This is a genomic window from Maricaulis sp., assembly GCF_048270265.1.
Taxonomy (GTDB): Bacteria; Pseudomonadota; Alphaproteobacteria; order Caulobacterales; family Maricaulaceae; genus Maricaulis.
The window spans coordinates 140,727-163,604 of sequence record NZ_JBLWTD010000004.1 but is presented as its reverse complement, the minus strand read 5'-3'; the positions used below and the strand labels follow the sequence as shown (position 1 = coordinate 163,604).

At 63.2% G+C, this 22,878-nt stretch carries 18 protein-coding genes; 6 read left to right on the top strand and 12 right to left on the bottom strand.

The genetic code is table 11. The features are described 5' to 3' along the window. Nucleotides 1-513: 513 nt before the first annotated feature. Both ACN0YF_RS03735 and ACN0YF_RS03730 read right to left on the bottom strand, forming a co-directional pair. Entirely contained in the window at nt 514-1,176 is a 663-nt protein-coding gene (locus ACN0YF_RS03735) for a hypothetical protein (protein WP_417493396.1), read from the bottom strand. A gap of 3 nt (nt 1,177-1,179) precedes the next feature. After that, nucleotides 1,180-2,679 carry a UbiD family decarboxylase gene (locus tag ACN0YF_RS03730; protein ID WP_417493395.1) on the bottom strand — a complete coding sequence of 500 codons (1,500 nt, stop codon included), beginning with the start codon at nt 2,677-2,679 and terminating at the stop codon, nt 1,180-1,182. A gap of 280 nt (nt 2,680-2,959) precedes the next feature. Here ACN0YF_RS03730 and ACN0YF_RS03725 point away from each other — a divergent pair, with 280 nt between their 5' ends. Next, a complete protein-coding gene (locus tag ACN0YF_RS03725; protein ID WP_417493398.1) occupies nt 2,960-3,385 on the top strand; it encodes a BLUF domain-containing protein in 426 nt (141 codons plus the stop codon). On the opposite strand, the gene ACN0YF_RS03720 is transcribed toward ACN0YF_RS03725, so the two are convergent. The 7 genes from ACN0YF_RS03720 to ubiA form a co-directional block, all read right to left on the bottom strand. Then, on the bottom strand, nt 3,382-4,785 hold the full coding sequence (locus ACN0YF_RS03720) for a serine hydrolase domain-containing protein (protein WP_417493394.1): 1,404 nt from the start codon (nt 4,783-4,785) through the stop codon (nt 3,382-3,384). The two genes, ACN0YF_RS03725 and ACN0YF_RS03720, sit on opposite strands and share 4 nt — an antisense overlap. 27 nt (nt 4,786-4,812) lie before the next feature. Further along, the gene (locus tag ACN0YF_RS03715) at nt 4,813-5,583 is read right to left on the bottom strand and encodes an enoyl-CoA hydratase (RefSeq protein WP_417493393.1); all 771 of its coding nucleotides are present in this window, start codon (nt 5,581-5,583) and stop codon (nt 4,813-4,815) included. Nucleotides 5,584-5,691: 108 nt separating this feature from the next. Further along, entirely contained in the window at nt 5,692-6,123 is a 432-nt protein-coding gene (locus ACN0YF_RS03710; RefSeq protein WP_417483266.1) for a MarR family winged helix-turn-helix transcriptional regulator, read from the bottom strand. Between the two features lie 42 nt (nt 6,124-6,165). Further along, complete coding sequence (locus ACN0YF_RS03705) at nt 6,166-6,816, bottom strand: class I SAM-dependent methyltransferase (RefSeq protein ID WP_417493392.1); 651 nt, start codon at nt 6,814-6,816, stop codon at nt 6,166-6,168. Between the two features lie 65 nt (nt 6,817-6,881). Next, entirely contained in the window at nt 6,882-8,300 is a 1,419-nt protein-coding gene (locus ACN0YF_RS03700) for a M16 family metallopeptidase (protein ID WP_417493391.1), read from the bottom strand. A gap of 25 nt (nt 8,301-8,325) precedes the next feature. Further along, on the bottom strand, nt 8,326-9,750 hold the full coding sequence (locus tag ACN0YF_RS03695) for a M16 family metallopeptidase (protein WP_417493390.1): 1,425 nt from the start codon (nt 9,748-9,750) through the stop codon (nt 8,326-8,328). Between the two features lie 114 nt (nt 9,751-9,864). Continuing rightward, nucleotides 9,865-10,791, bottom strand: a complete 927-nt coding sequence (gene ubiA / locus ACN0YF_RS03690; RefSeq protein ID WP_417493389.1) for a 4-hydroxybenzoate octaprenyltransferase — start codon at nt 10,789-10,791, stop codon at nt 9,865-9,867. Between the two features lie 79 nt (nt 10,792-10,870). On the opposite strand from ubiA, the gene ACN0YF_RS03685 reads away from it, so the two are divergent. From ACN0YF_RS03685 to ACN0YF_RS03675, 3 genes are all read left to right on the top strand, one after another. Continuing rightward, the gene (locus tag ACN0YF_RS03685) at nt 10,871-11,635 is read left to right on the top strand and encodes a 16S rRNA (uracil(1498)-N(3))-methyltransferase (protein ID WP_417493388.1); all 765 of its coding nucleotides are present in this window, start codon (nt 10,871-10,873) and stop codon (nt 11,633-11,635) included. A gap of 96 nt (nt 11,636-11,731) precedes the next feature. Continuing rightward, entirely contained in the window at nt 11,732-13,108 is a 1,377-nt protein-coding gene (locus tag ACN0YF_RS03680; RefSeq protein ID WP_417493387.1) for a glutamate--cysteine ligase, read from the top strand. A 229-nt stretch (nt 13,109-13,337) separates the two neighbouring features. Next, nucleotides 13,338-15,053 carry a peptide MFS transporter gene (locus tag ACN0YF_RS03675; RefSeq protein WP_417493397.1) on the top strand — a complete coding sequence of 572 codons (1,716 nt, stop codon included), beginning with the start codon at nt 13,338-13,340 and terminating at the stop codon, nt 15,051-15,053. A gap of 75 nt (nt 15,054-15,128) precedes the next feature. Here ACN0YF_RS03675 and ACN0YF_RS03670 read toward each other — a convergent pair whose 3' ends face one another. From ACN0YF_RS03670 to tldD, 3 genes are all read right to left on the bottom strand, one after another. After that, nucleotides 15,129-16,127: an aspartyl protease family protein gene (locus ACN0YF_RS03670; RefSeq protein WP_417493386.1), complete on the bottom strand. Its 999-nt coding sequence runs from the start codon at nt 16,125-16,127 to the stop codon at nt 15,129-15,131. Between the two features lie 162 nt (nt 16,128-16,289). Continuing rightward, a complete protein-coding gene (locus ACN0YF_RS03665) occupies nt 16,290-18,401 on the bottom strand; it encodes a TonB-dependent receptor plug domain-containing protein (RefSeq protein WP_417493385.1) in 2,112 nt (703 codons plus the stop codon). 169 nt (nt 18,402-18,570) lie between these two features. After that, on the bottom strand, nt 18,571-19,983 hold the full coding sequence (gene tldD, locus ACN0YF_RS03660; protein WP_417493384.1) for a metalloprotease TldD: 1,413 nt from the start codon (nt 19,981-19,983) through the stop codon (nt 18,571-18,573). 410 nt (nt 19,984-20,393) lie between these two features. Between tldD and coxB the strand changes: the two genes are divergently transcribed. After that, entirely contained in the window at nt 20,394-21,230 is an 837-nt protein-coding gene (coxB, locus tag ACN0YF_RS03655; protein ID WP_417493383.1) for a cytochrome c oxidase subunit II, read from the top strand. Nucleotides 21,231-21,244: 14 nt separating this feature from the next. Continuing rightward, nucleotides 21,245-22,873 carry a cytochrome c oxidase subunit I gene (gene ctaD, locus ACN0YF_RS03650; RefSeq protein WP_417483255.1) on the top strand — a complete coding sequence of 543 codons (1,629 nt, stop codon included), beginning with the start codon at nt 21,245-21,247 and terminating at the stop codon, nt 22,871-22,873. Nucleotides 22,874-22,878: the final 5 nt, after the last annotated feature.

The window sequence follows — 22,878 nt, the reverse complement described above, 5'->3', positions numbered from 1 at the left end:
TGCCTCACTTCCCCGATCATGGCCCCACCGGAACTCGGGCTGTCACGCCGTCGTGCGGATGGGCTCCACGCTCCCGATCGCCGCAAGTGACTGAGCTCACGCCTCCCGTGCAACCGGAACGTTGTGAGCATAAGTGCAGGCAGAGGGGGTGGGGATAACATCGCCCAAAAAACGTCATCCTGACGAAGGTCAGGACCCAGTTTCATACTCAACGCAAATAGAATAAGCGCCACATTTCCGAGCCTTACCGCTCTGTGAACTGGGCCCTGACCTTCGTCAGGGTGACGGAGTTTGCGGGCTGAGGGCGGGGATAGGGACCCGAAATCTCGCACCCAACATTCAAAACAAGCTTCCCCCGGAGGAGCGCAGCGAATTCCGGGGCCTGCCACGCGTTGACAGCCTGGCTGGAATCCCCTCCGGCAGGCCCCGGAACAAGTCCGGGGGAATCGCGGGCGATCCTAGGGTGACTGAAAGGGGGAAGTGCCGGCTTCGTCGAGGTGCGGTGCGCGCGGACTAGCGGGTGCGGTCGACTAGGAGCTGTATCCGGTCGCCCAGTCGGTCGTAGGCGCTTTCGAAGACAATAAGGGATGCATTCAGAGACTCCGCGCCATGCTTCTTGATATTGGTTTTTCGGACAGATTTTCCAAAATTGACGAGTATTTTCTCCTGATCAATTTTCGAGTAGAGGAAGGCCATGCCTCGATAGTTCGGATGCGCTACCTCACTGAGTATATCGTACGCAGTTTTGATTTCCGGTACCGACTTGGCGGCTTGGTTGATCATTGTTTGTACGTTGATTGCGGCTGGGAGGTCAGCCTCCGTCTTCCAGCCCAGCAGCAACCTCGTCGCAGTCTCATTCAGGGTGTGACGGTCGCCTGTCTCAATAGCTAAGGCGACATTCTTGTCAGTGTACCAAGTCATCGCAACGCATTCCAACGCGGCGCGAGTCAGAATTATTCCTGCGGCTTTATCGTCCGCTTCGAACGCCGACAGCGCGGTCCGGCTCAACTCCTCCATTCGCCAAATTAGGCACTCGCGCAAGTGATGAACCTTTAGGGGTAACTTGCCGACTTCGATATAGGCGGCCGGGTCAACTTCCGACGGGAGGGACGCGCTGATCAATTCAACGCGTCCCCGAATCTCGGCAAGCAGCGGGGCGAGACTATCGGCGCTCATGGCTCACAACCCCAACTCCGCCCACATCGCATCCACGCGTGCCTTCGTCGCCTCATCCATATCCAGCTTCTCGCCCCACTCGCGGCTCGTCTCATTGCCCATCTTGTTGGTCGCATCCAGCCCGATCTTGCTGCCCAGCCCTGATACCGGCGAGGCGAAATCCAGATAGTCGATCGGGGTGTTTTCGACGGTGACGATGTCGCGGGCCGGGTCCATGCGTGTGCTCACGGCCCACATCACGTCTTTCCAGTCGCGCGGATCGATATCCTCATCCACGACGATGATCCATTTGGTGTACATGAACTGGCGCAGGAAGGACCAGGCGCCCATCATCACGCGCTTGGCATGGCCGGCATAGGCCTTCTTCATCGAGATGACGGCGATGCGGTAGGAACAGCCTTCGGGCGGCAGCCAGAAATCGAGGATTTCCGGATATTGCTGCTGCAGCAGCGGGATGAAGACCTCGTTGAGGGCTTCGCCGAGCACGGAGGGCTCGTCCGGCGGCCGGCCGGTATAGGTCGACAGATAGATCGGATCCTGGCGCATGGTGATGGCGCTGATCCGGAACACCGGGAAATGCTCGACGGAATTGTAATAGCCGGTGTGGTCGCCATAGGGGCCTTCCGGACCATATTCGTCGAGCATGACATGGCCCTCGAGCACGATCTCGGCCTCGGCGGGCACTTTGAGCGGCACGGTCTTGCAGTCGACCAGCTCGACCTTTTGCCCGCGCAGGATTCCGGCGAACTGGTATTCCGAGAGCGTGTCGGGGATCGGGGTGACGGCGGCGAGAATGGTGCCGGGATCGGCACCGAGCACGACGGCGCAGGGCAGGGGATCGGGCTTCTTGTCTTTCCAGCGGGCGAAATGCTGTGCCCCGCCGCGATGCTTGAGCCAGCGCATCAAAGTGCGGTCCTTGCCCAGCTTCTGCATGCGGTAAATGCCGAGATTATAGTCGTCCTGCTTGTCGGTTGAGGGGCCCTTGGTGACGACCAGCGGCCAGGTGATCAGCGGGGCGGGCTCGCCCGGCCAGCAGGTCTGGATCGGCAGGCGGTCGAGATCGATCTCATCGCCGGTGAGGACCACATCCTGGCAGGGCGCGCGCTTCACCGTTCTTGGCCGCATCGACATCACTGTCTTGGCCAGCGGCAGCAGCTCGATCGCGCCCTTGAAATCGCGCGGCGGTTCCGGCTGGCGCAGGAAGGCGAGCAATTCGCCGACCTCGCGCAGCTCGCCCGCCGTCGAGCGCGGCTTGCCGCCGAGCGTCACCGCCTGGGCAACACGGCGCACCGTGCCGAACAGATTGACCAGCACCGGCATCTCGCTTTTGACGCCCTGCTCATTGACGACATTCTCGAACAGCAGGGCCGGGCCGCCGGCATGGAGGGTGCGCTTGTGGATCTCGGTGATTTCCAGATCGGTGGAGACCTGCGTCGTGATGCGGACCAGATCGCCGTCCGCTTCGAGCTGGTCGATGAAGTCGCGCAGGGATTTACAGGCCATGTCAGGATCTCGCTTGTACCGGCTGGAGAAACTGCAACTTCGCTGCAGAAAATGCCAGTGCGCGATGCGTCGCGCCTGAAGTCTGGTTGTCTGGAAAAACCTGAGCGTGGCAAGGCATTTGCCCGTCAGCCGGCCGGTCGGGCGTCGCGATTGTCTCTGTTTTTACACGTGTTTGAATGAAATTATCGTCGTCTTCGAGACAAAGAATTCAAGCCTTCACGCTACTCAGCAACGGACAGATTTTGAACGGGTAACCCATACGATGTTGCACAGGGCGGTGATGGTGTCGAAAGCACGGGTCGACATGGGCGTGGGCGCGCTCAATGGCGAGCTGGGCAGCATCCTCGCCTGTTGCATGAAGGCGAGTACCGACCGGCAAATGACCGGCGCCCTGATCTGGGATTGCGGCTGGTTCATGGAAGAGGTCGAAGGCGATCGCGACGCGCTGGAAGACTTCTGGCAAAGCATTGCCGGCGACCGGCGCCATGCCGATCCGCAACGCCTCGAATTCGTGCCGCTGCTGAAGCGCCGCTATCAGACCTGGTCGGTGGGCACTCCGCGTCGCGGACCCGCCAATCATGCCCTGCTCAAGAACCTCCGCCGTAATGTCCCGACCGCCGGTGAGGTGCGGACTCACGTCCGCACCGTCATCGCCTCAGGTCTGGTCGCGGAATCCCCGCCGCTGGTGTGCGCGGCACGGGCCTAGAGGGGCTCGTCCCCGCCAGTCGCGGTGGCCGGCGCCTCTGCCGGTGCCGGCGGCCGCAGCGCCTCGACGACTTCGCGCGCCAGGCGTCCGGAGCGTGAGCTGACACCGATCGTGGCCCCAAAACGCACGATCACAAGGTCCTGCTCGGGCATGACATAGCCCCATTGGCCCTGGAAACCGCTCATCATGATGGTTTCCTCTGGCAGGCCGGTCGCCTCGGTCGGCAGCCAGAAACCCATGCCATAGCCGCCGCCCGAACCCGGTGTCGGCTCGGCGACGATATCGTACCAGTCTTCCGGCAGCAGGCGTTCTCCATTGACAACGCCGTCATCCAGATAGAGCTGGCCCAGCCGCGCCCAGTCCTGGGCGGTGGCATACATGTAGGACGAGCCCTGGAAGGTGCCGTTCTCGCCCGGTTCCATGATGGCGGAATAGATGCCGAGCGGTTCATAGATGCGCGCCCGCAGGGCGGCGATCTGTTCAGGCAGGGTGTCGCCAAGCCGGCGCTGCATGGTGTCGGAGGCGAGGATCGTGTTGCCGCTCATATATTGCCAGTGCTCGCCCGGCGCATGCAGGCGCTCACGGGTGGCGGCGAAATGCGGCATGTCCCACTGGGTGAACAGCATCTGCGAATTGGGATCCATGCCGTTATTGAGCTCGGCGATGGCCAGCCCGCCGGTCATGCGCAGCAGGCTCTCGATGGTGATGTCGGCGAGTTGCGGATCGCCCACGGCGGCCAGGGCCGGGATATCGCCTTGCGCGCGGATATCGAGCAGCCCGTCCTGCACCATGGTTCCGGCCAGGGTCGTGATGACGCTCTTGGTCATCGACCAGCCATGGAAGCGGGTTTCGCGGCTGGCGCCGGGCGCATAATGCTCGGCGACGAGCCGGCCCTGATGCAGGATGGCGACGCCAAGCGTATTGCGGCTGTCCTGGGACGCATCGTCAAAGGCACCGAGCACGGCGGCATCCAGCGCCTCGCGATCAAACCAGGTGTCGCGGTGGGCGGTATCCAGCTCCATCGGCATGAAATCATGCGCGACGGGAACGGTCAGATCCGGGTCGAAGCCATGTCCGCCATGGACCAGCGTACAGCCCAGCCCGTCGCGCCAGACGGCGCGCTGGGTCCAGAACATGCCAAGCAGGGAGGCACTGACCTCGCGGTTATCCTCGTCCATAGTGTAGCCGATGACACTGCCGGCATCACCGAGCAGCGGGTCGAGATACATTTCCCGGGCCTGGTCTGGATCCAGGCCGGAGACCCAGGTGAGGGAACACATCTGCTTGGCAACGATGCCGGTCGCCGAGGGCAGGTAGATCTGGCCGACCGGTGAAAGGTTCAGTGCGGCCAGGCCGGCGGCCAGAGCGGCGCCACTGGCACCGAGAATGATACGCAACATGTGTTGTCTCCCCCTGATCCCTTCACTCTAGCCGAATTTCGAGAAATCCGGCTTGCGGCGTTCCATGAAGGCCGTGGCCGCTTCGGTGAATTCTTCCGAGCGCAGCAATTCGGCAAACATGCCACCTTCCAGGGTGATGCGGTCCTGGATGCCCTCGGGCGGGCGCCGCATCAATTCCTTGGCGGCCCGCAGCGAGCCGGGTGCCTTGGCGGCGAGATTGGCGGCACTGGCACGCGCCAGCGCCTCGACATCATCGGCGACATCATTGATCAGCCCGTAGCGGGCAGCCTTTTCCGCATCCCAGGTCGAGCCGAGCAGCAAGAGATCGGCGGCGATGACATGACCGAACATCCGCGGCATCACCTGGCTGGAACCGTATTCCGGGGCGAGGGCGAGATCGACAAAGGGAGTCTTGAAGCTGGCGCGCGGTGAGGCATAGACCAGATCGCAATGCATCAGCATCGTCACGCCGATCCCAATGGCGAGCCCGTCGACGGCGGCGATAACCGGTTTTTTCGCGTGCAGCAGGGCACGCATGAAATGCTCGACCGGTGGCACTTCGCCGCCACCGATATGCGGCGGGGCCTGCATGAAATCGACCAGGTCATTGCCGGCGGTAAAGATGCCACCGGCACCGGCGATGATGAAGACGCGAATGGCCGGGTCGGCATCGCCGCTTTCCAGCGCTTCGGCCGCGGCGGAATACATCGGCCGCGTCAGGGCGTTTTTCTTGTCGGGGCGGTTGAAATATATGGTGCGGACACCGTCAGCATCCTCGACCAGAACCAGCTCGCTCATCGCAGTCTCCCTTGTGATTTTGCGGCAGACTAGAGCATCGGAGGCGGGCTTGGCCAACCCTTTTACCCTTACGTATGCGTCAAGCAGGGCAGGCGATCAGGCCGGAGATCAGCTTTCCGTGGCGAGCCGGGTGAGGACGCGGTGCAGCATATTGCTGTCGGCCTCGCCGAGCTGCGCTTCCAGTTCGGTATTGAGCCCGCGCAGGCTGATGTCCGCGGCATCACCGAGCGCGCGACCCTTCTCGGTCAGCGAGACGACGGCGGAACGTCCATCGGTCTTCGAGGCGGTCTTCTGCACCAGGCCGAGCGCTTCCATACGGCTGACCAGTCCAGTGACGGCCGGCGGGTTGAGCGAGAGCGTGTCGCCGATCTCGCCCATGCGGCGCTCACCGCGCCGCGCCAGCAGGAAGAGTACCGCCGCCTGGGCTGATGTGACACCGGCCTCGGCCTTCAGGCGTGCATCGGCATCCCGGTTGAGACGCCGGGCGGCGATTTCGATCAGAAGGAATAATCGCCGGTCAACGGCGCGGATGCGGGCCATGGGGCTGAAACTGGTGTGATTCTGGCGGGCAGGGGAGTGGCGCTAGCGGAATTTCCAGACCTTGGCATAGCGCACTTCCCGGTCTTCCAGGTCGCGGGTCACCGGCACGGTGTATTCGGCCAGCTTGTCCAGCCGGTCCTGCGGCAGGAAGGAGCGCCCGGGATCGCCGATCAGCACGGTGGCGCCGCGCTGCGCCAGGCCCTGCAGCCAGCCGCCGATCAGCCGCGCCGGACCATCCTCGTAGAAGACATCGCCGGCGAGCACGACATCCCAGCCCTCATCCGTGCCGACCAGATCGCCGAGCCGGGTGTCCAGCATGACCCCATTGGCATCGGCATTGGCCTCGATCGCGGCGATGGCGAAGCTATCGAGTTCGCAGGCCAGTACCGAGGCGGCACCGGCCTTCCTGGCAGCGATGCCCGAGACGGCGCCGCCGGCGGCGAAATCGAGCACGCGGCGGCCGGCCACGATGTCGGGATTGTCGAGGCAATAGCGCGCCAGCGCCTGGCCACCGGCCCAGGCAAAGGCCCAGAAGGGCGGCGGCAGGCCCATGGCGCCGAGCGCCTCCTCGGTCTGTTCCCAGATTGCCACCGTCTCGACGGCGAGATGCAATTTCACCTCGGGCACCAGCGGAGGTGCCATCAGGGCCGTGTGGGCGCGGACGAAGGCGATCGGGTCGAGGGGTTCGGTCATGGCCGCCGTATAACGCAAAACGGCCGGACGCAAAGGCCCGGCCGTCATGCCATGGGGCGCCGGTGTCAGTCTTCTGACGCCGTGATGAAATGCGCGCCCTGCAATTCGGGCATGGCCCGTACATCGTCGCCGATCAGCGAGAGATCACCGACCAGCACCAGAACCATCTGGTCGAGCGGCAGATACTGGCTGGCCATGCGCGAGATGTCCTCATCGCTGACGGCGAGGATATTGGGCACATAGGTGTCGAGATAATCCTCCGGCAAGTCCCAGAAGTCCCGGCTCGCGAGTTGGCCGATCAGCCCGGCGGTGGATGCGTTCTGCAGGACGAAGACGCCGGACAGCCAGGAGCGGATATTGTCGGCTTCCGTCGGTGTCGGGGCCTCATCCTGCAACCGGCGGATCTCCATGAAGGTCTCGCCCAGGGCGGCTGCGGTATCGGCGGCGGTGACGTCGGCGTTGAAGGTCCATATACCGCCTCCCATCATCCAGGTCGTGCCGGAGCCGGGCGAATAGGTATAGCCCTTGTCCTCGCGCAGATTGCGGGTCAGGCGCGAAGTGAAGGAGCCGCCCAGCAGGGCATTCATCACCGTCATCGCCGGCACATCGGGATCATTGATCGCCATCACCGGGAAGCCGAGCCGGAGCGTCGTTTGCGGCGCACCGGGGCGGTCGATCAATTGCACGATCGGGCCATGCCGGGCCGGCGTGCCTTCGGCCGTGTCAGGCTCACCGCGGGCCCAGTCACCAAAGGCATCGCGGATGGCAGCTTCCATTTCCGCGTCATCGAAACGCCCGGCGACATAGATGCGTGTGCGCCCGGCGCCGAAATTGGCGGCGTAGAAGGCCCGGACGTCGTCGAGCGTGTAGCTGCGCAACTGTTCCTCGGTCGGCAGGTAGCGGCCATAGGGATGTTCGTCACCAAACAGGATGCGGTAATAGGCTTCCGTCGCGATGGAGCCCGGCTGGGCGCGCTGGATATCGACATTGCGGATCAGGTTCTGCCGCACGCGGTCGAATTCGCTTTCGGCAAAGTCGGGTCGGCGCACGACATCGGCGAGCAGGGCGGTCGCATCGGCGCTGTATTGCGACAGGACATTGGTGCTCACGCCCGACGAGTTCCAGCCGATCCCGACATTGATCGACCCGCCCATTGCGGCCATTGCGGTGGCGAGTTCTTCCTTGGACTGGCCGGCCGAGCCTTCTTCCATCATCGCGCCGGTCAGGTCGGCGAGCCAGGTCTGGTCGCCATCATCGACATTCCCGGCCCGGATCTGGACCGAAATCCGCGTGGTCGGCGCCAGGCCGAAGGGGATGAAGGTGACCTCGAGGCCATTGTCGAGCGTGAAACTGCGGGTCTCGGGCAGTTCAAAGGCGCGCGGCGTGCCGATTGGCGGTTGCTGATCGCCCTGGGCCAGTGCGGTGGCGGGCAGGAGGGCCAGGCTGGCGGCGGCAAGCGTCGCGCGGAGAAGTGTGTTGATCATGGTTTTCGCTCCCATCATGGCCTGGTTATTCCGCCGCACCGGTATCGTCCGGTGCGAGCCGGACCTCGAGCACGGTGCGATTGGTCGGGCGAAGATATTCCTCGGCGGTGGCGCGGATCAGTTCCGGCGTCACCTGTTCGAAACCCTCGGTGATGCGGTTGATCCGTGACGGGTCATCATCAAACAGGGCGAAGGAGGCGAGCAGGTCGACCAGGCCGAACCGGGTGCCGGTATCGGCAGTGGCGTAGAAATCGGCGAGCAGTTTGGTGCGCGCGCGTTCGACATCGGCATCGCTGAACAGGTCTGTACGCACGGCCTCGATCGTGGTGTCGAGCGTGCCCATCACTTCGCTGACGGTGAATTCGCTGTCGTGGATCAGTCCGACCGTCCACAGCATGGGGCCGTCATAATTGAAGGCATTGCCGAGCAGATTGATGCCGCCGAACACGCCGGAGGCATAGCCGTGCTCATTGACCATGGAGGCGGTCAAAAGGCTGTCATCGCCCTGCAGCAGAAGCTGGTCCAGCATCGCCATGGCATAATATTCCGGCGTGCCGCGATCCGGCATGTGATAGCCGACGGCGAGGGCGGGCTGGTTGGCCAGCTCGTCTTCGATGGACGCGAATTTCTCGGCATTCTGACGCGGTTCGCTGGTGTCGATCTCCGGCAACGGGGCCCCGGCTTCGATCGGCGCGAACATGTCCTCGATCCAGGCCAGCGTCTCGCCCTTGTCGATATCGCCGGCGACGACGAGGACAGCATTATTGGGCGCGTAGAAGGTGTCGAAGAAGGCCTGGGCGTCCTCGAGGCTGGCGGCGTCAAGATCGCTCAGATCGCCGTAGAAATTATGGGCATTGTGCCAGTTCTCGTTCGCCGCCATCGGCAGGTCGATCCAGATCCAGCCGCCATAGGGCTGGTTGATGACATTGACGAAGACCTCGTTGCGCACGACCTCGCGCTGATTGTCGAGCTGGGTCTCGTCGAGATTGGGCGAGGCCATGCGGTCGGCTTCCGCCCACAGGATGGCCTGCAGCGCGTTCGAGGGCACGACCTCGTAGTAATTGGTGAAATCATAGCGGGTCGAGCCATTGTTCACGCCGCCCGATCCGTAGATCAGGCTGTCGAAGGCGCCGTGGGGCAGGTTGGCCGAGCCCTGGAACATGAGGTGTTCGAACAGGTGCGCGAAGCCGGTGCGGCCCTGCGGTTCATTGCGGAAGCCGACACCGTAATAGACGCCGACGGTGGCGGTCGGCACGGTGTGGTCTTCCGACAGGACGACGCGCAGACCGTTGTCGAGCTGGTAATAGCTGACATCGACCTGGAAGCTGGTGTCGTGAGTGACGGCCGCTGCATCGCTGGCGGTGTCCGGTGCATCGACCGGGTCTGCCGGCTGGCAAGCGGTGAGGAGAAGGGCGCCGAAACCGGCTGCCAAGCCTCGATAGAATGTCATGTTTTCCCCATGGGTCGGCTAAAGTCTGGCTAGCCGTCATCAAAGACCCAAGCGGGGCGGTCGGTCAAATGGTCATGACGAAAGTTTAATCCCGCCGACAGGCCGCAGGGGCCGTCAGAGCAGGGCGGCCAGGCCGAGCGTTGCGACCAGCAGCAGGCCGGTCGTGCGGTTGGACTTGAAGATCGCCAGGCACTGCGCGCCATCCTCGATGTCGAGCTTGCGGACCTGGTTGAACAGGTGCGCCGTATAGAGCGTGTAGGGGATCACGACCCAGGGCGATGCGGCGCTGAGCCAGATGGCAACCCCGACCAGCACGGCATTGAGGCCGTAGAAGCCGGCGACCCAGAGCTGTGAGCTTTCGCCGAACAGGCGGGCGGTGGATTTGACCCCGACGAGGGCGTCGTCCTCGCCGTCCTGGTGGGCGTAAATCGTGTCATAGCCCAGCGTCCAGCAGATCGCGGCGGCGTAGAGCACGAAGAGTTCGAGGTCGAACCGGCCGGTGGCCGCGACATAGGCGACCGGAATGCCCCAGTTGAAGGTCAGGCCGAGCCAGGCCTGGGGCCACCAGGTGATGCGCTTCATGAAGGGATAGGCAGCGACCAGCAGCAGCGAGGCGAGCCCGACTCCGATGGCCGGCAGCGGGAATTGCACCAGCACGAGCAGACCGACGAGGCATTGTGCCACCACGAAGACCCAGGCCTGTTTCAGCGTCACCGTCCCGGCCGGCAGAGGCCGGTTGGCGGTGCGCGCGACGCGGGCGTCGAGATCGCGGTCGACAATGTCGTTATAGGTGCAGCCGGCACCGCGCATCGCCACGGCACCGATTGCGAAGAGCACCGTGTACCAGAGGTCGATCCAGCCGATCCCCTGGCCGATACGCGCCAGCATCAATCCGTGCAGGCAAGGCAGGCCGAGCAGCCAGAAGCCGATCGGACGGTCGAAGCGCCCCAGGCGCAGGTAAGGGCGCAGCGCCACCGGCGCTTTATCTACCCAACTGCTTGGCAGGGAGTCTGCGACTCGCCGATCGAAATTCAATTGCATCCGCAAAGGTGTGACAAAGCCGGGAGGCCAATTCAAGGCAGGCTTGACGGCAAGACGCAGTGACGCCAAAGCCATGGGCATGTCGACCGACCCGCGCCTTTTCCTCGATTGCCCCTTCGCCCCTGCGGCCCGTCTCCCGCTGAGCCGGGAGGATACGCATTATGTGCTCAATGTGATGCGGCGCGGTGAGGGCGATGGCGTGCGGGTCTTCAATGGCCGTGATGGCGAATGGTCGGCCCGCATCGCCGATGCCCACCGCAAGGGCGCCATCCTTGAACTGGTGGCACAGACGCGGCCGCAATCGGGCGTGCCCGATCTTTGGTTGCTGTTTGCGCCGGTCAAGCGGCAGAAGACGGATCTGATTGTCGAGAAGGCAACCGAACTGGGTGTGCGCGAGATTCATCCCGTCACCACCCGGCGCACCCAGTCTGACCGCATCAAGCCGGAACGTTTCCACATTCTCGCCAAGGAAGCCGCCGAGCAGACCGAGCGTCTCGACCTGCCGGCAATCGCGCCGATCGAGCGGCTGGAGCGCGTTCTCGATGGCTGGGACCCGGCCCGGCTCCTGTATTATTGCGATGAGGCCGGTGACGAGGCCGATGCCGCCTGGGGCGGGCAGGCGGGCCGTGCCGCGCCGATGCTTGACGTGCTGCGTGCTGATCCTGCCGGTCCTGCCGCACTCCTGATCGGCCCGGAGGGCGGGTTTTCGCCGGAGGAACGCACCCGGCTGCGTCAGCTCGATTTCGTTCGCGCCGTTTCGCTGGGGCCGCGCATTCTGCGTGCGGAGACAGCGGTTATTGCCGCGCTCGCGCTCTGGCAGGCGGGCCGTGGCGACTGGGCCTGATCCTCACGTCAGCGTGAAACACAGAGGCTGGCTCTTGTTCAATGCGCCTCACCTCCATATTTGAGACGGATATCAGTTGCGACCGGGGGCCTTGGCATGAGCGGCACGTATAATCAGGGCGGCGAAGGCGCTCCCATCGAAGATCCCGGCCAGCTGGCCGCCTATCTCGCTTCCGGCTGCAAGCCGCGCGATGCCTTCCGCATCGGTACCGAGCACGAGAAATTCGGTTTCGCGCTGAAAGACCACACGCCCATCCCCTATGAGGGCGATGGCCCGAGCGTGAAGAAAATGCTCGAAGGCCTGGCCCGTTTCGGCTGGGAGCGCGTCGAGGAAGATGGCAAGCTGGTCGCGCTCAAGCGCAATGCCGCTTCGATCACCCTGGAGCCGGGCGGCCAGTTCGAGCTCTCCGGTGCCCCCCTGGAAACGGTCCACCAGACCTGTGACGAGGTGAACCGCCACCTGTCCGAAGTGCGCGAAATCGCCGACGAAATCGGTGCCGGCTTCCTGGGCCTCGGCTTCTCGCCGAAATGGTCACTGGAAGAAACGCCGATGATGCCCAAGGCCCGCTACGGGCTGATGAAGGCCTATATGCCCAAGGTCGGCACGATGGGGCATCAGATGATGTTCCGCTCCTGCACCGTCCAGACCAATCTCGACTTCTCCAGCGAAGCCGACATGGTCAAGAAATTCCGCGTCTCGCTGGCGCTGCAGCCGCTGGCAACGGCCCTGTTTGCCAATTCCCCCTTCAAGGACGGCCAGCTCAACGGCTATCTCTCCTATCGAGGCCATGTCTGGACCGACACCGACAATCATCGCACCGGCATGCTGCCCTTCGTGTTCGAGGAGGGCATGAGTTTCCAGCGCTATGTCGACTGGGTGCTCGATGTGCCGATGTATTTCGTCAAGCGCGGCGGCAAATATCTCGACGCCACCGGCCAGAGTTTTCGCGATTTCCTCGACGGGCGCCTGCCGGCCCTGCCGGGCGAAAAACCCGTGATCAGCGATTGGGAAGACCATATCGGCACCATGTTCCCGGAAGTGCGTCTGAAAACATTCCTGGAAATGCGCGGCGCCGACAGCGGTCCGTGGAACACGCTCTGCGCCCTACCGGGCTTCTGGGTCGGCCTCTTGTATGACGACACCGCGCTCGATGCGGCCTGGGACCTGGTCAAGGGCTGGAGCGCCGACCAGCGTGACGGCATGCGCCTTGCCGCCGCCGTCCACGGCATGCGCGCCGGCTATGACGGCGACCGCTCGATGCAGGACCTGGCCAAGGAGGTGCTCGCCATTTCCCGCGCCGGCCTCAATGCCCGGGCACGCCTCAATAATTATGGCGAGAACGAAGCCCACTTCCTCGACGAGCTCGACGAGATCGCCGCCACCGGCCTGACCCGCGCCGACCGCCTCATCGAGCGTTTCAAGGGCGAGTGGAACGGCTCGATCGAGCCGGTCTTTACCGAGTGTGCCTACTAGGTTTTTGCCGGCCTCACGCAGATTTGTAACCTGGATGAATGACGTAAGCGGCAAGTGAGACTTGAGCCTTCCCCGTTGCCGTGGTCAATTGCGGCAATATTTTGACCCGCATCAAGCGGGAAAAGGGGAGGTTTGCGTGACTGATACCAATGCCACGCCGTCGACGGGGTCTGCGGACACGTCATTCTTTGGTCACCCGAAAGGGCTGGCGATTCTGTTTTTGACCGAGATGTGGGAGCGCTTTTCCTATTACGGGATGCGCGGCCTGCTGGTTATCTACCTGACTCAGCATTTCCTGTTCTCGGACGAACGCTCGACCCTGATCTATGGTGCCTATACGGCCCTGGTCTATGTCATGACGATTATCGGCGGCACACTTGCTGACCGCTATCTCGGGCAGCGAAAGGCGGTCACGTTCGGCGCCATTCTTCTGGTCTTCGGTCACGGGATGATGGCTTTCGAGGGGGAGGGCTCGCGCGAGATCCTCACCTATGAGGGCAGCGCCTACGAGGTCACGCTCGATGGCCGGGGCGGCGATGCCAACCAGATCATCGTCTCGGAGACGGGGCAGTCACTGATCACGTTCGAAGATGAAGGCACCCGCCTTGTCGTCGCCGACCCCGATGCGGTTGGTCTCCCGGCTGAAATTCCGTTCTCCAGCGACATGACGCGCATCGAGCAGGATCCGCTCTACGTCAATATTCTCTACTTCGCCCTGGCCTTGATCATCGCTGGCGTCGGCTTCCTGAAAGCCAATATCTCCACCATTGTCGGCGCGCTCTACGGGCTCGGCGATACACGGCGCGATTCCGGCTTCACCCTGTTCTATATGGGGATCAATATGGGCGCCTTCCTGTCGTCGGTGACCGTCGGCATTATCGGGATTGTCTATGGCTGGGCCTGGGGCTTCGGTCTTGCCGGTATCGGCATGTTGCTTGGCCTGTTCACCTTCCTCTTCTTCCAGGGCTGGCTGGGTGGCCGTGCAGAGCCGCCGAATCCTGAGAAGCTCAAGGAAAAGGTGTTTGGCCCGATCAATGTCGAAATGGCCTGCTATCTCGCCGGTCTCGGCATTATTGCCGTCGCCATGCTCGCCGTGATGAACCCGGAATATATGGGCGGTATTCTCGGCCCGCTGGGCGTGATCATGTTCGTCGTGCTGGTCGGTTATGCGCTGCTGAAAACCAAGGGCGCCGAACAGGGCAAGATGTTTGCGGCGATCTATTTCGTCCTCGCACAGATCCCGTTCTGGGCCCTGTTCGAGCAGGCCGGTTCCTCGCTGACCCTGTTCACCGACCGCCTGGTGGATCGCACCATGTTCGGCATTTCGGTGCCGTCACCGGTCTTCCAGGGGCTCAATGCGGCCTTCATCTTCATCTTCGCACCGCTGATTGCCTGGCTGTGGATCTGGCTTGCCAAGCGCGGCCGCAATCCGTCGACACCGGTCAAGTTCGCACTGGGTGTGTTCATGGCAGGCCTGGGTTTCTACGCCCTGGTTGGCGGCATGGGTGTCAGCGGCGAGACGGGCCTGACGGCCGTGTACTTCGTCTTTCTGATCTACTGGATCCATACCATGGGTGAGTTGATGCTCTCCCCGGTCGGATTGTCGGCAGTCACCAAGCTGGCACCGCCAGCTGTCGTCGGCATGACGATGGGGGCCTGGTTCCTGTATTCGGGCCTGTCCAACTTCCTCGCCGGCGTGATCGCCGCATCAACGGGCGCGGAAACCATTGGCGGTCAATTGACCGACGTGGCGGCTGCCAAGGCGACCTATATCGAGATCTATTCCCAGGTCGGGATGATCGCGATGGGGGTCGCTGTGGTGATGCTTCTGATCTCGCCGATCATCAAGAAAATGATGGGCGATGCGGATGGCACGATGACGCCGCATCCAAGGGATACTGAAGCCGGTGGTCCTTCAATGGATCGCTCGTCCGGTGCCCCTTAGGCACAGGACCGGTACCAATAAAGGAGGCCGCGGAGCACATCGCTCCGCGGCCTTTTTTCTGCGCCGGGGCCGGGGTCAGCGGCTGCTGTCGCGCTCGCGGGTGAGGGGCATGACCCGCTCTCCCTGGCAGGCATCCTCATCATCCGAGGCACTGATCTCGAATGTGCCGGCCTCGCGGTCGACGGTGACGGTGGCGTGTTGCAGCACGTCCATGCCGATCACCATGGCTGGCATCCGGCCCCAGTCGAGGGCCTGGAAAATCTCGAGATCGGCCTGCAGCGCGAGGACCGAGTTGAGACACAGTCCGCCCAGCTCGAGCTGGCGCAGCAGGACCGGCTGCGCCTCGGTGCTGGTGTCGTCGATCAGGCGGCTGCCGATACCGTCGATCGAATAGCTGACCCGGCGGGCGCGCTGCTGCACCTGGGAGCGAAGCCCCGAATTGACGAGGGTGCGGGCGCTGCCGGAATCGATCATCACGCGCACGCCATGCATGCCCTGGCCGAGATCGGCCTGGCCGAGCAGCAGGTTCTGCTCATTGACGTAGCCGTCAGCGTGTTGCGGGCGGCCGGAGTCGAGCGTCAGCGTCGCGTTTGCGAAGTCGAGCACATAGCGCGCCACCGGAATCGCATCGGCGCCCAGCAGGCCAGCCACCGGCCGCTCCTGCGTGCCATCGACGGGCACGACGATACTGTCCAGCGATACGGGGGGGAGGCCGCCAAAGCGCACGTCTTCCAGCCTGAAATGTTCGGCCGAGAAGCGCGCGGTCAGCGACTGGACATCACCATAATCCTCCCACGCCGAATGGAAGCCCAGGGTTTCGGCGATCGGCTGCGCGATTGCGGTATTGCTGGCGCCGGTGTCGAGCAGGAAGGTGTGGGGGCCGCTGGTGCCGATTTCGACCGGCAGGGTCAGGTGGCCGCTGGGCGCGCGCTCCAGCGTGATGGTCTGGGCCTGGCTTGCCGCGCCGAAGGCAAGGGCGGCAAGGCCCGCCATCAACATCTGGCGCGAGCGCCGGGTCAGCCTTTGCGGTTGCTGGAACGGGGTGGTGGAAGCGGCGCGGTTCTGCCTGGCCATCGTCTCTCTCCTGCGATCAGGCCCTTCGCTATGCTCAGGCCGAATGCGTGCCGGAGCCCGTCTCCTGGCCGCGCGGAAAGGCTAACGGCCTTCAACCTCCTTCGCCAGAAACAAGGCCCCGGCCTCGCGAAGACGTGAACGCTCCGCGAGGCCGGGCCCGGTTCAGAACGTGCCGCGCACCCGCAGATACCAGGTCGCACCCGTGTTTTCATTGCGGTGCTCGATGGCATCCACCACGCCGGCTGCCCGAGAGCCGGCGAAGAAAACGCGCTCGCGGTCATCGCCATTGTTGAGCACGCCATCAACGCCCAGCCGTGTCGTCACACCGCCCCACCGCGTCGTCTCGACATAGAGATCGAGATCGCCATCGGTATTGCCATGGAGACGCCTTTCCTGGGCCCGGAAGACCTCGCCATCGGTGACCCAGTGATAGTCCCAGCCCCAGGCGAGCTGGTGCGCGGGGAAGGTCTGGCGGAAATCCAGCCCCAGCTCCCATTCCCGGGTGCCGGAAAAGGGGGTGTCCTCGCCGGTGAGCGGGTCCTCGACGCGGGTATTATACCATTCGGCAAACACGTCGATCACGGCATTGGACAGGCCGATGCCGTCGAGCGGTGTGGTCAGATTGGCGGTAACGCGCAGATTGGTCCCGTCACCGATATTGCCCGGTGCGTCGAACACGCCGTCGGTTGTGACGACCGGAACCCAGCCATCGAGATCCTCGATCCAGTCATGGCCGACTTGCAGCGAGACCGAGCCGTCCTCGCCGAAGCGGCGCTCCCACTCGGCCTCGAGTGTCCAGGTGCGCTGGGGCACATAGTCGGGATTGCCGATGGTGGCGTTATTGTCGGCGATGTCGATGGCGCTGGCGAACTTTCCGAAATCAAGCTGGTCGACATCGCGGCTGGCCGTGACCCGCACGCGGTTCTGGTCGTCCTGGCGCCAGTTCATCGTCACGCTGGGTTTGGGGTAGGCGAAGGAGCGCGATTGTTCGAAATCGCCGCTCTGGACGATTTCCGAGAACTCGTAGCGCAGGCCGCTTTCTATGCTCAACCGGTCGCTAACCGTCCAGGTATGGTTTGCGAAGATCTCGCCGCGCGTCTCCTCGACGCGGGTGTTGGCGACGGGAAGGATGATTTCGGTGACAAGGGTGCCATCATCCTCGAACAGCTCCAGGCCGGTATCGCGCGCATTAAGGGCCATCTCGCCGCCGAACTCGAATGTGTGCCGCGCATTGGCTGTCCAGGCGAGTGTCTGGCGGAAGGCCGTTTCCTCGGTCTCGCCGGTTGCCGAGACGATGATCGCGCCGAGATAGCCGGCCACAGGATCATAGGTCTCGTAGGCTTCCGGCCCGTCATCCCACATCTCGCGATTCACCAGCCCCATGGTCTGGATCGAGACGGCGTCGTTGAGATCGCGGCCATAGGTCACCATGCCCTGGTAGGAATGGCCGTGATTGCTGGTCTCGTTCTGTTCATAGCGCAGTGGCGCGACGCCGGTGCCCGCGGGCTCGTCGATGAAGGAGGTCTGGCTGCGGTGCCAGTCCCAGACATTGCCCTGCAGGTCGACACGCAGGCTCGAGCGATCATCGATCCTCCAGTTGAGCGAGACGGTCGGGATGGCTTCGCGATACTGGCGCTGGTCATTGTCGCGCTGGATTTCCAGCAGCGCGCCACCGGCATCACGCAGGGAGCGCCGGCGGCGAACCCGGTTTCCCGAGCTGCTGGCGTCGAGGCCGAAGGTAAGCTCGACCGGTCCCTGCACCGTGGCGTAGGCGAGAATGGCGCGCGGCCCCAGCCGGCCGGCGGCCGAGTGCAGCAGGCGCGCATCCCAGGAGCCGGAATTGCCCGCTCCGGGCGCCAGGATGATATTCACCAGCCGTGCATGACCGCGCATATTGTACTCGGGCTGGGCTTCCTGGATCAGTTCCAGCCGCTCGACATCGCCGGTCGGAATCCGCTGCAGCAGCGTGTCCAGGCTCAGCGACTTGTTGGACGGGCGGCTGCCATTGATCAGCACATTGCCGAAACTGTCGCCCAGCCCCCGCCGGCTGGTATCACCGTTGGAAACCGAAAACCCGGGAATGCGCTGGACCATGTCCAGCGCCGTTACGGGTGAAAACTGATCGAAATAGGCCTTGCTGAAAACAGAGAGCCCGTTCCGGGTCTCGGCTTCGCTCGCCGCCTCGGCGGCCGGCCCGGCCTGTGACCAGGCCGGAGCGTCGATCGCCGCAAAGCACGCTGTGCCCGCGATCGCGGATGTAAGTAGTCCTCGCATATGTCCCCACAAGATGCGCCTGCCCCCAGGCTGATCCGGGGATAGCAACTCACTGTGGCACGCACCATGTAACGATTGGTAACGTAGCTCGCATCGGCGTGATCCCGGCGGTGGAGGCGACCGCCAAGGCCAGCTATTGCAGGGTTATTCTGCGAACATTGCTTTTCCGTCAGGCGGCGCCGCCGACGGTCAGACCAGTGATTTTCAGGCTCGGCTGACCGACCCCGACCGGCACGCCCTGACCGCCCTTGCCGCACATGCCGACGCCTGGATCCATCTCGAAATCATCGCCGATCATGGAAATCTGTGTCAGCGCGGTCGGACCGTCGCCGATCAGTGTGGCGCCCTTGACGGGGGCCTCGATCTTGCCGTTGCGGACCCGATAGGCCTCGGTGCACTGGAAGACGAACTTGCCGGAGGTGATGTCGACCTGGCCGCCGCCGAAATTGACCGCATAGATACCGTCGGTGAGGCTGGCGACCATCTCGTCCGGCTTGTGCTGGCCGGCGAGCATGTAGGTATTGGTCATGCGTGGCAGTGGCGGGTAGGCATAGGATTGCCGGCGGCCATTGCCGGTCGGCTTCTGGCCCATCAGGCGCGCATTCATCCGGTCCTGCATATAGCCGACCAGTATGCCGTCCTCGATCAGCACGGTACGTTCGGTCGGTGTGCCCTCATCATCAATGGTCAGGGAGCCGCGGCGCTTCTCCATCGTGCCGTCATCAACAATGGTCACGCCGGAGGCGGCGACGCGTTCGCCCATGCGCCCGGCGAAGGCCGAAGAGCCCTTGCGGTTGAAATCGCCTTCCAGCCCGTGGCCGACGGCTTCGTGCAACAGCACGGCCGGCCAGCCCGGCCCGAGCACGACATCCATGACGCCGGCGGGAATATCGACCGCATCGAGATTGACGCGGGCAATCCGCATCGCCTCGTTGGCGAGACCTTTCCAGGCGTCCGGTGCGATCCACTGGTCAAATTCGGCGCGTCCGCCGGCGCCGGCCGAGCCGGTTTCGCGGCGGCCATCCCGTTCGACGGTGACCGAGACATTGAGCCGGACCAGCGGGCGGATATCGGTTTTCATGTCGCCATCGGCACGCAGCACCGAGATCGAGCGCAGGGAGCCGGCGATCGAGGCGCTGACCTGGACCACGGACGGGTCCTTGGCGCGGCAATAGGCGTCGATTTCCTGCAACAGGGCCGACTTGACCTCGAAGGCCGGATTGGCGACGGGATCGATGGCGTCATAGAGCTTGCGATTGGTGCCAGCCGGTGGTGGTGCAAGGACGGCCGCCGGGCCGCGCTTCACCGCCGAGGCGGTTTCGGCGGCGCGCTTGACCGCTGCCAGCGTCGGATCCGAGGAATGGGCAAAGCCGAAGGCCTCGCCGGAGACGCAGCGCAGGCCGAAGCCGCGGCTGGTGTCGAAGCTGGAGGCCTTCATGCGGCCATCATCAAAGACGAGTGATTCGGAGGCCGCTGTTTCCAGGAAGAGCTCGCCATCATCGGCGCCGTCGAGCGCCTCGGCCAGCACAGGCCGGACATCGTCCACGTCGAATTCGAACTGGCTGATCGGTTCGTCGGACATGATGGGCCTCGTTTCTCGCTTTTCGGATGAGCTAGACATAGTTCAGCCCGAGCCCGGAGGGAATAAGCGCGGGCGGGGGCAATCGCAGCGCGGCCGGCGGGAGGGCTGTGCGACTCGCCATGGGAGCGCCGCGCGGCCCGGTGAGACGATTGGACGCACAGCGCGCGTAAAATTGCCGCAGGACGGGCAATCAGGCAGCGTTTTCATGCGGAAAGCGGCTTTATTGCAGTGTCGGGCCTGAACCATAAACGTCTGATCAGCTTGAATTTTCCCTCAAAACGGATCATGCCCTGCGCAACGCACTACAAAAAGTGTGCTTGGTGACCTGACAGCGCAGGTGACCAGCTCTATATTCCGCCGCCATCGGTGAGGGTTTCCTCGCCTTCACGCCTGACTTGTATGGGGAAGCCATGCGTTTCTTGACCGCAATCGTGCTCACTTGGATCTGCGCATCCACCTCCGCTTTCGCGTTTGACGTGCCGGTGGACGGAGCGTGGGGGCTCCAGCCTGCCGTTACGCCGATCATGGAGCGGATCACCGAGTTCCACACCTTGTTGCTGTGGATCATCATTCCGATCACGCTCTTCGTCATGGCCCTGCTGATCTGGGTCATGGTCCGTTACAATTCGAAATCCAATCCGGTTCCAAGCAAGAACAGCCATAACACGCTGCTCGAAGTGGTCTGGACGGCTCTGCCTGTCGTGATCCTGATTGCGATCTCGGTCTTCTCCTTCCCGCTTCTCTATTATCAAGAAGAGATTCCCGACGCCGATTTCACCATCAAGGCGACCGGCAATCAGTGGAACTGGACCTATGAGTATCCCGACCAGGGCGCGATGGAATACATGTCCATCATGGTCCCGGAAGACGAGATCCAGCCGGGTCAGTACCGCAATCTCTCGGTCGATTACCCGCTGGTGGTCCCTGTGAATGCGACCGTCCGGCTGCAGGTCACCGCGACCGACGTGATCCACAATTTCGCCATGCCGGCTTTTGGCACCAAGATCGACGCCATTCCGGGGCGCATCAATGAGGCCTGGTTCCAGGTCACCGAGGAAGGGGCCTATTACGGTCAGTGCTCGGAATTGTGCGGCCAGGGGCATGCCTTCATGCCGATCGAGATCCGCGTCGTGTCCCAGGACACGTTCGACGCCTGGATCGCGGCCGAGCCGGGCACCGATGAATCGAATGCCGTAATTGCCGCATACGAAGCCGCGCGGGATACGCGCTTGGCGCAACTCGATTAGGAATGGGCTGAACCATGTCTGCTGACGCCGCAAATCACGACGCTCACACCCCAAGCCTCTGGGACTGGAAGCGCTGGGTCTTCTCCACCAACCACAAGGACATCGGCACGATGTACCTGATCTTCGCGATTATCGCGGGGATCATCGGTGGCGGCATGTCCGGCCTGATCCGCTGGGAACTGGCCGAGCCAGGCCTGCAGGTCTTCAATGGCACGGCCTTCGGCGGTTTCTTCGGCGATGCCCAGAACTACAACGTCATCACGACGATGCACGGACTGATCATGATCTTCTTCATGGTCATGCCGGCCATGATCGGCGGCTTCGGCAACTGGTTCGTGCCGCTGATGATCGGCGCGCCCGACATGGCCTTCCCGCGTATGAACAACATCTCCTTCTGGCTGCTGCCCTTCGCACTGGCGCTCGCCATCATGTCGATGTTCGTGCCCGGCGCCGGTGCCGCCAATGGTTTCGGCGGTGGCTGGGTGCTCTATCCGCCGCTCTCGACCTCGGGTCACCCCGGGCCGGCCATGGATCTGCTGATCCTGTCGCTGCATATTGCGGGTATCAGCTCGATCCTCGGTGCCATCAACTTCATCACCACGATTTTCAACATGCGCGCTCCGGGCATGACCATGCACAAGATGCCCTTGTTCGTGTGGTCGATCCTGGTGACGGTCTTCCTGCTGCTGCTCTCCCTGCCGGTTCTCGCCGGCGCACTGACCATGCTGCTGACCGACCGCAATTTCGGCACCGCCTTCTTCGATCCTGCCGGCGGCGGCGATCCGGTGATGTTCCAGCACCTGTTCTGGTTCTTCGGTCACCCGGAAGTCTACATCCTGATCCTGCCCGGTTTCGGCATGATCTCGCACATCGTCTCGACCTTCTCGCGCAAGCCGGTCTTCGGTTATCTCGGCATGGCCTACGCCATGGTCTCGATCGGTGCGATCGGCTTCATCGTCTGGGCTCACCACATGTACACCGTGGGCATGCCGGTCGATCTGAAGGCCTATTTCGTTGCTGCGACCATGGTCATCGCGGTGCCGACCGGCATCAAGATCTTCTCCTGGATCGCCACGATGTGGGGCGGCTCGATGGAATTGCGCACGCCGATGCTGTGGGCGATCGGTTTCATCTTCCTGTTCACCGTCGGTGGCGTGACCGGCGTGGTGCTGGCCAATGCCGGCGTCGATGCCTCGCTGCATGACACCTATTACGTCGTGGCTCACTTCCACTACGTCCTGTCGCTCGGCGCCGTGTTCGCGATCTTTGCCGGCTGGTACTACTGGTTCGAGAAGATCTGGGGTGTGAAATACAACTCCGTTCTGGCCCGTCTCCAGTTCGCCTTCTTCTTCATCGGCGCCAACGTGATCTTCTTCCCGCAGCACTTCCTGGGTCTGCAGGGCATGCCGCGCCGCTATGTCGATTATGCCGACGGGTTCGAGCTCTGGAACAAGGTCTCCTCTTACGGTTATCTGATCATGCTGGTCGGTCTGGCGTTCTTCTTCGCCGTGCTGATCGAAGCTGCGATCCGCCGCCGCAAGGCCGAGGCCAATCCATGGGGTGAAGGCGCGACCACGCTGGAGTGGACGCTGTCCTCGCCACCGCCTTTCCACCAGTTCAATGAGCTGCCACGGATCAAATAGGCTCC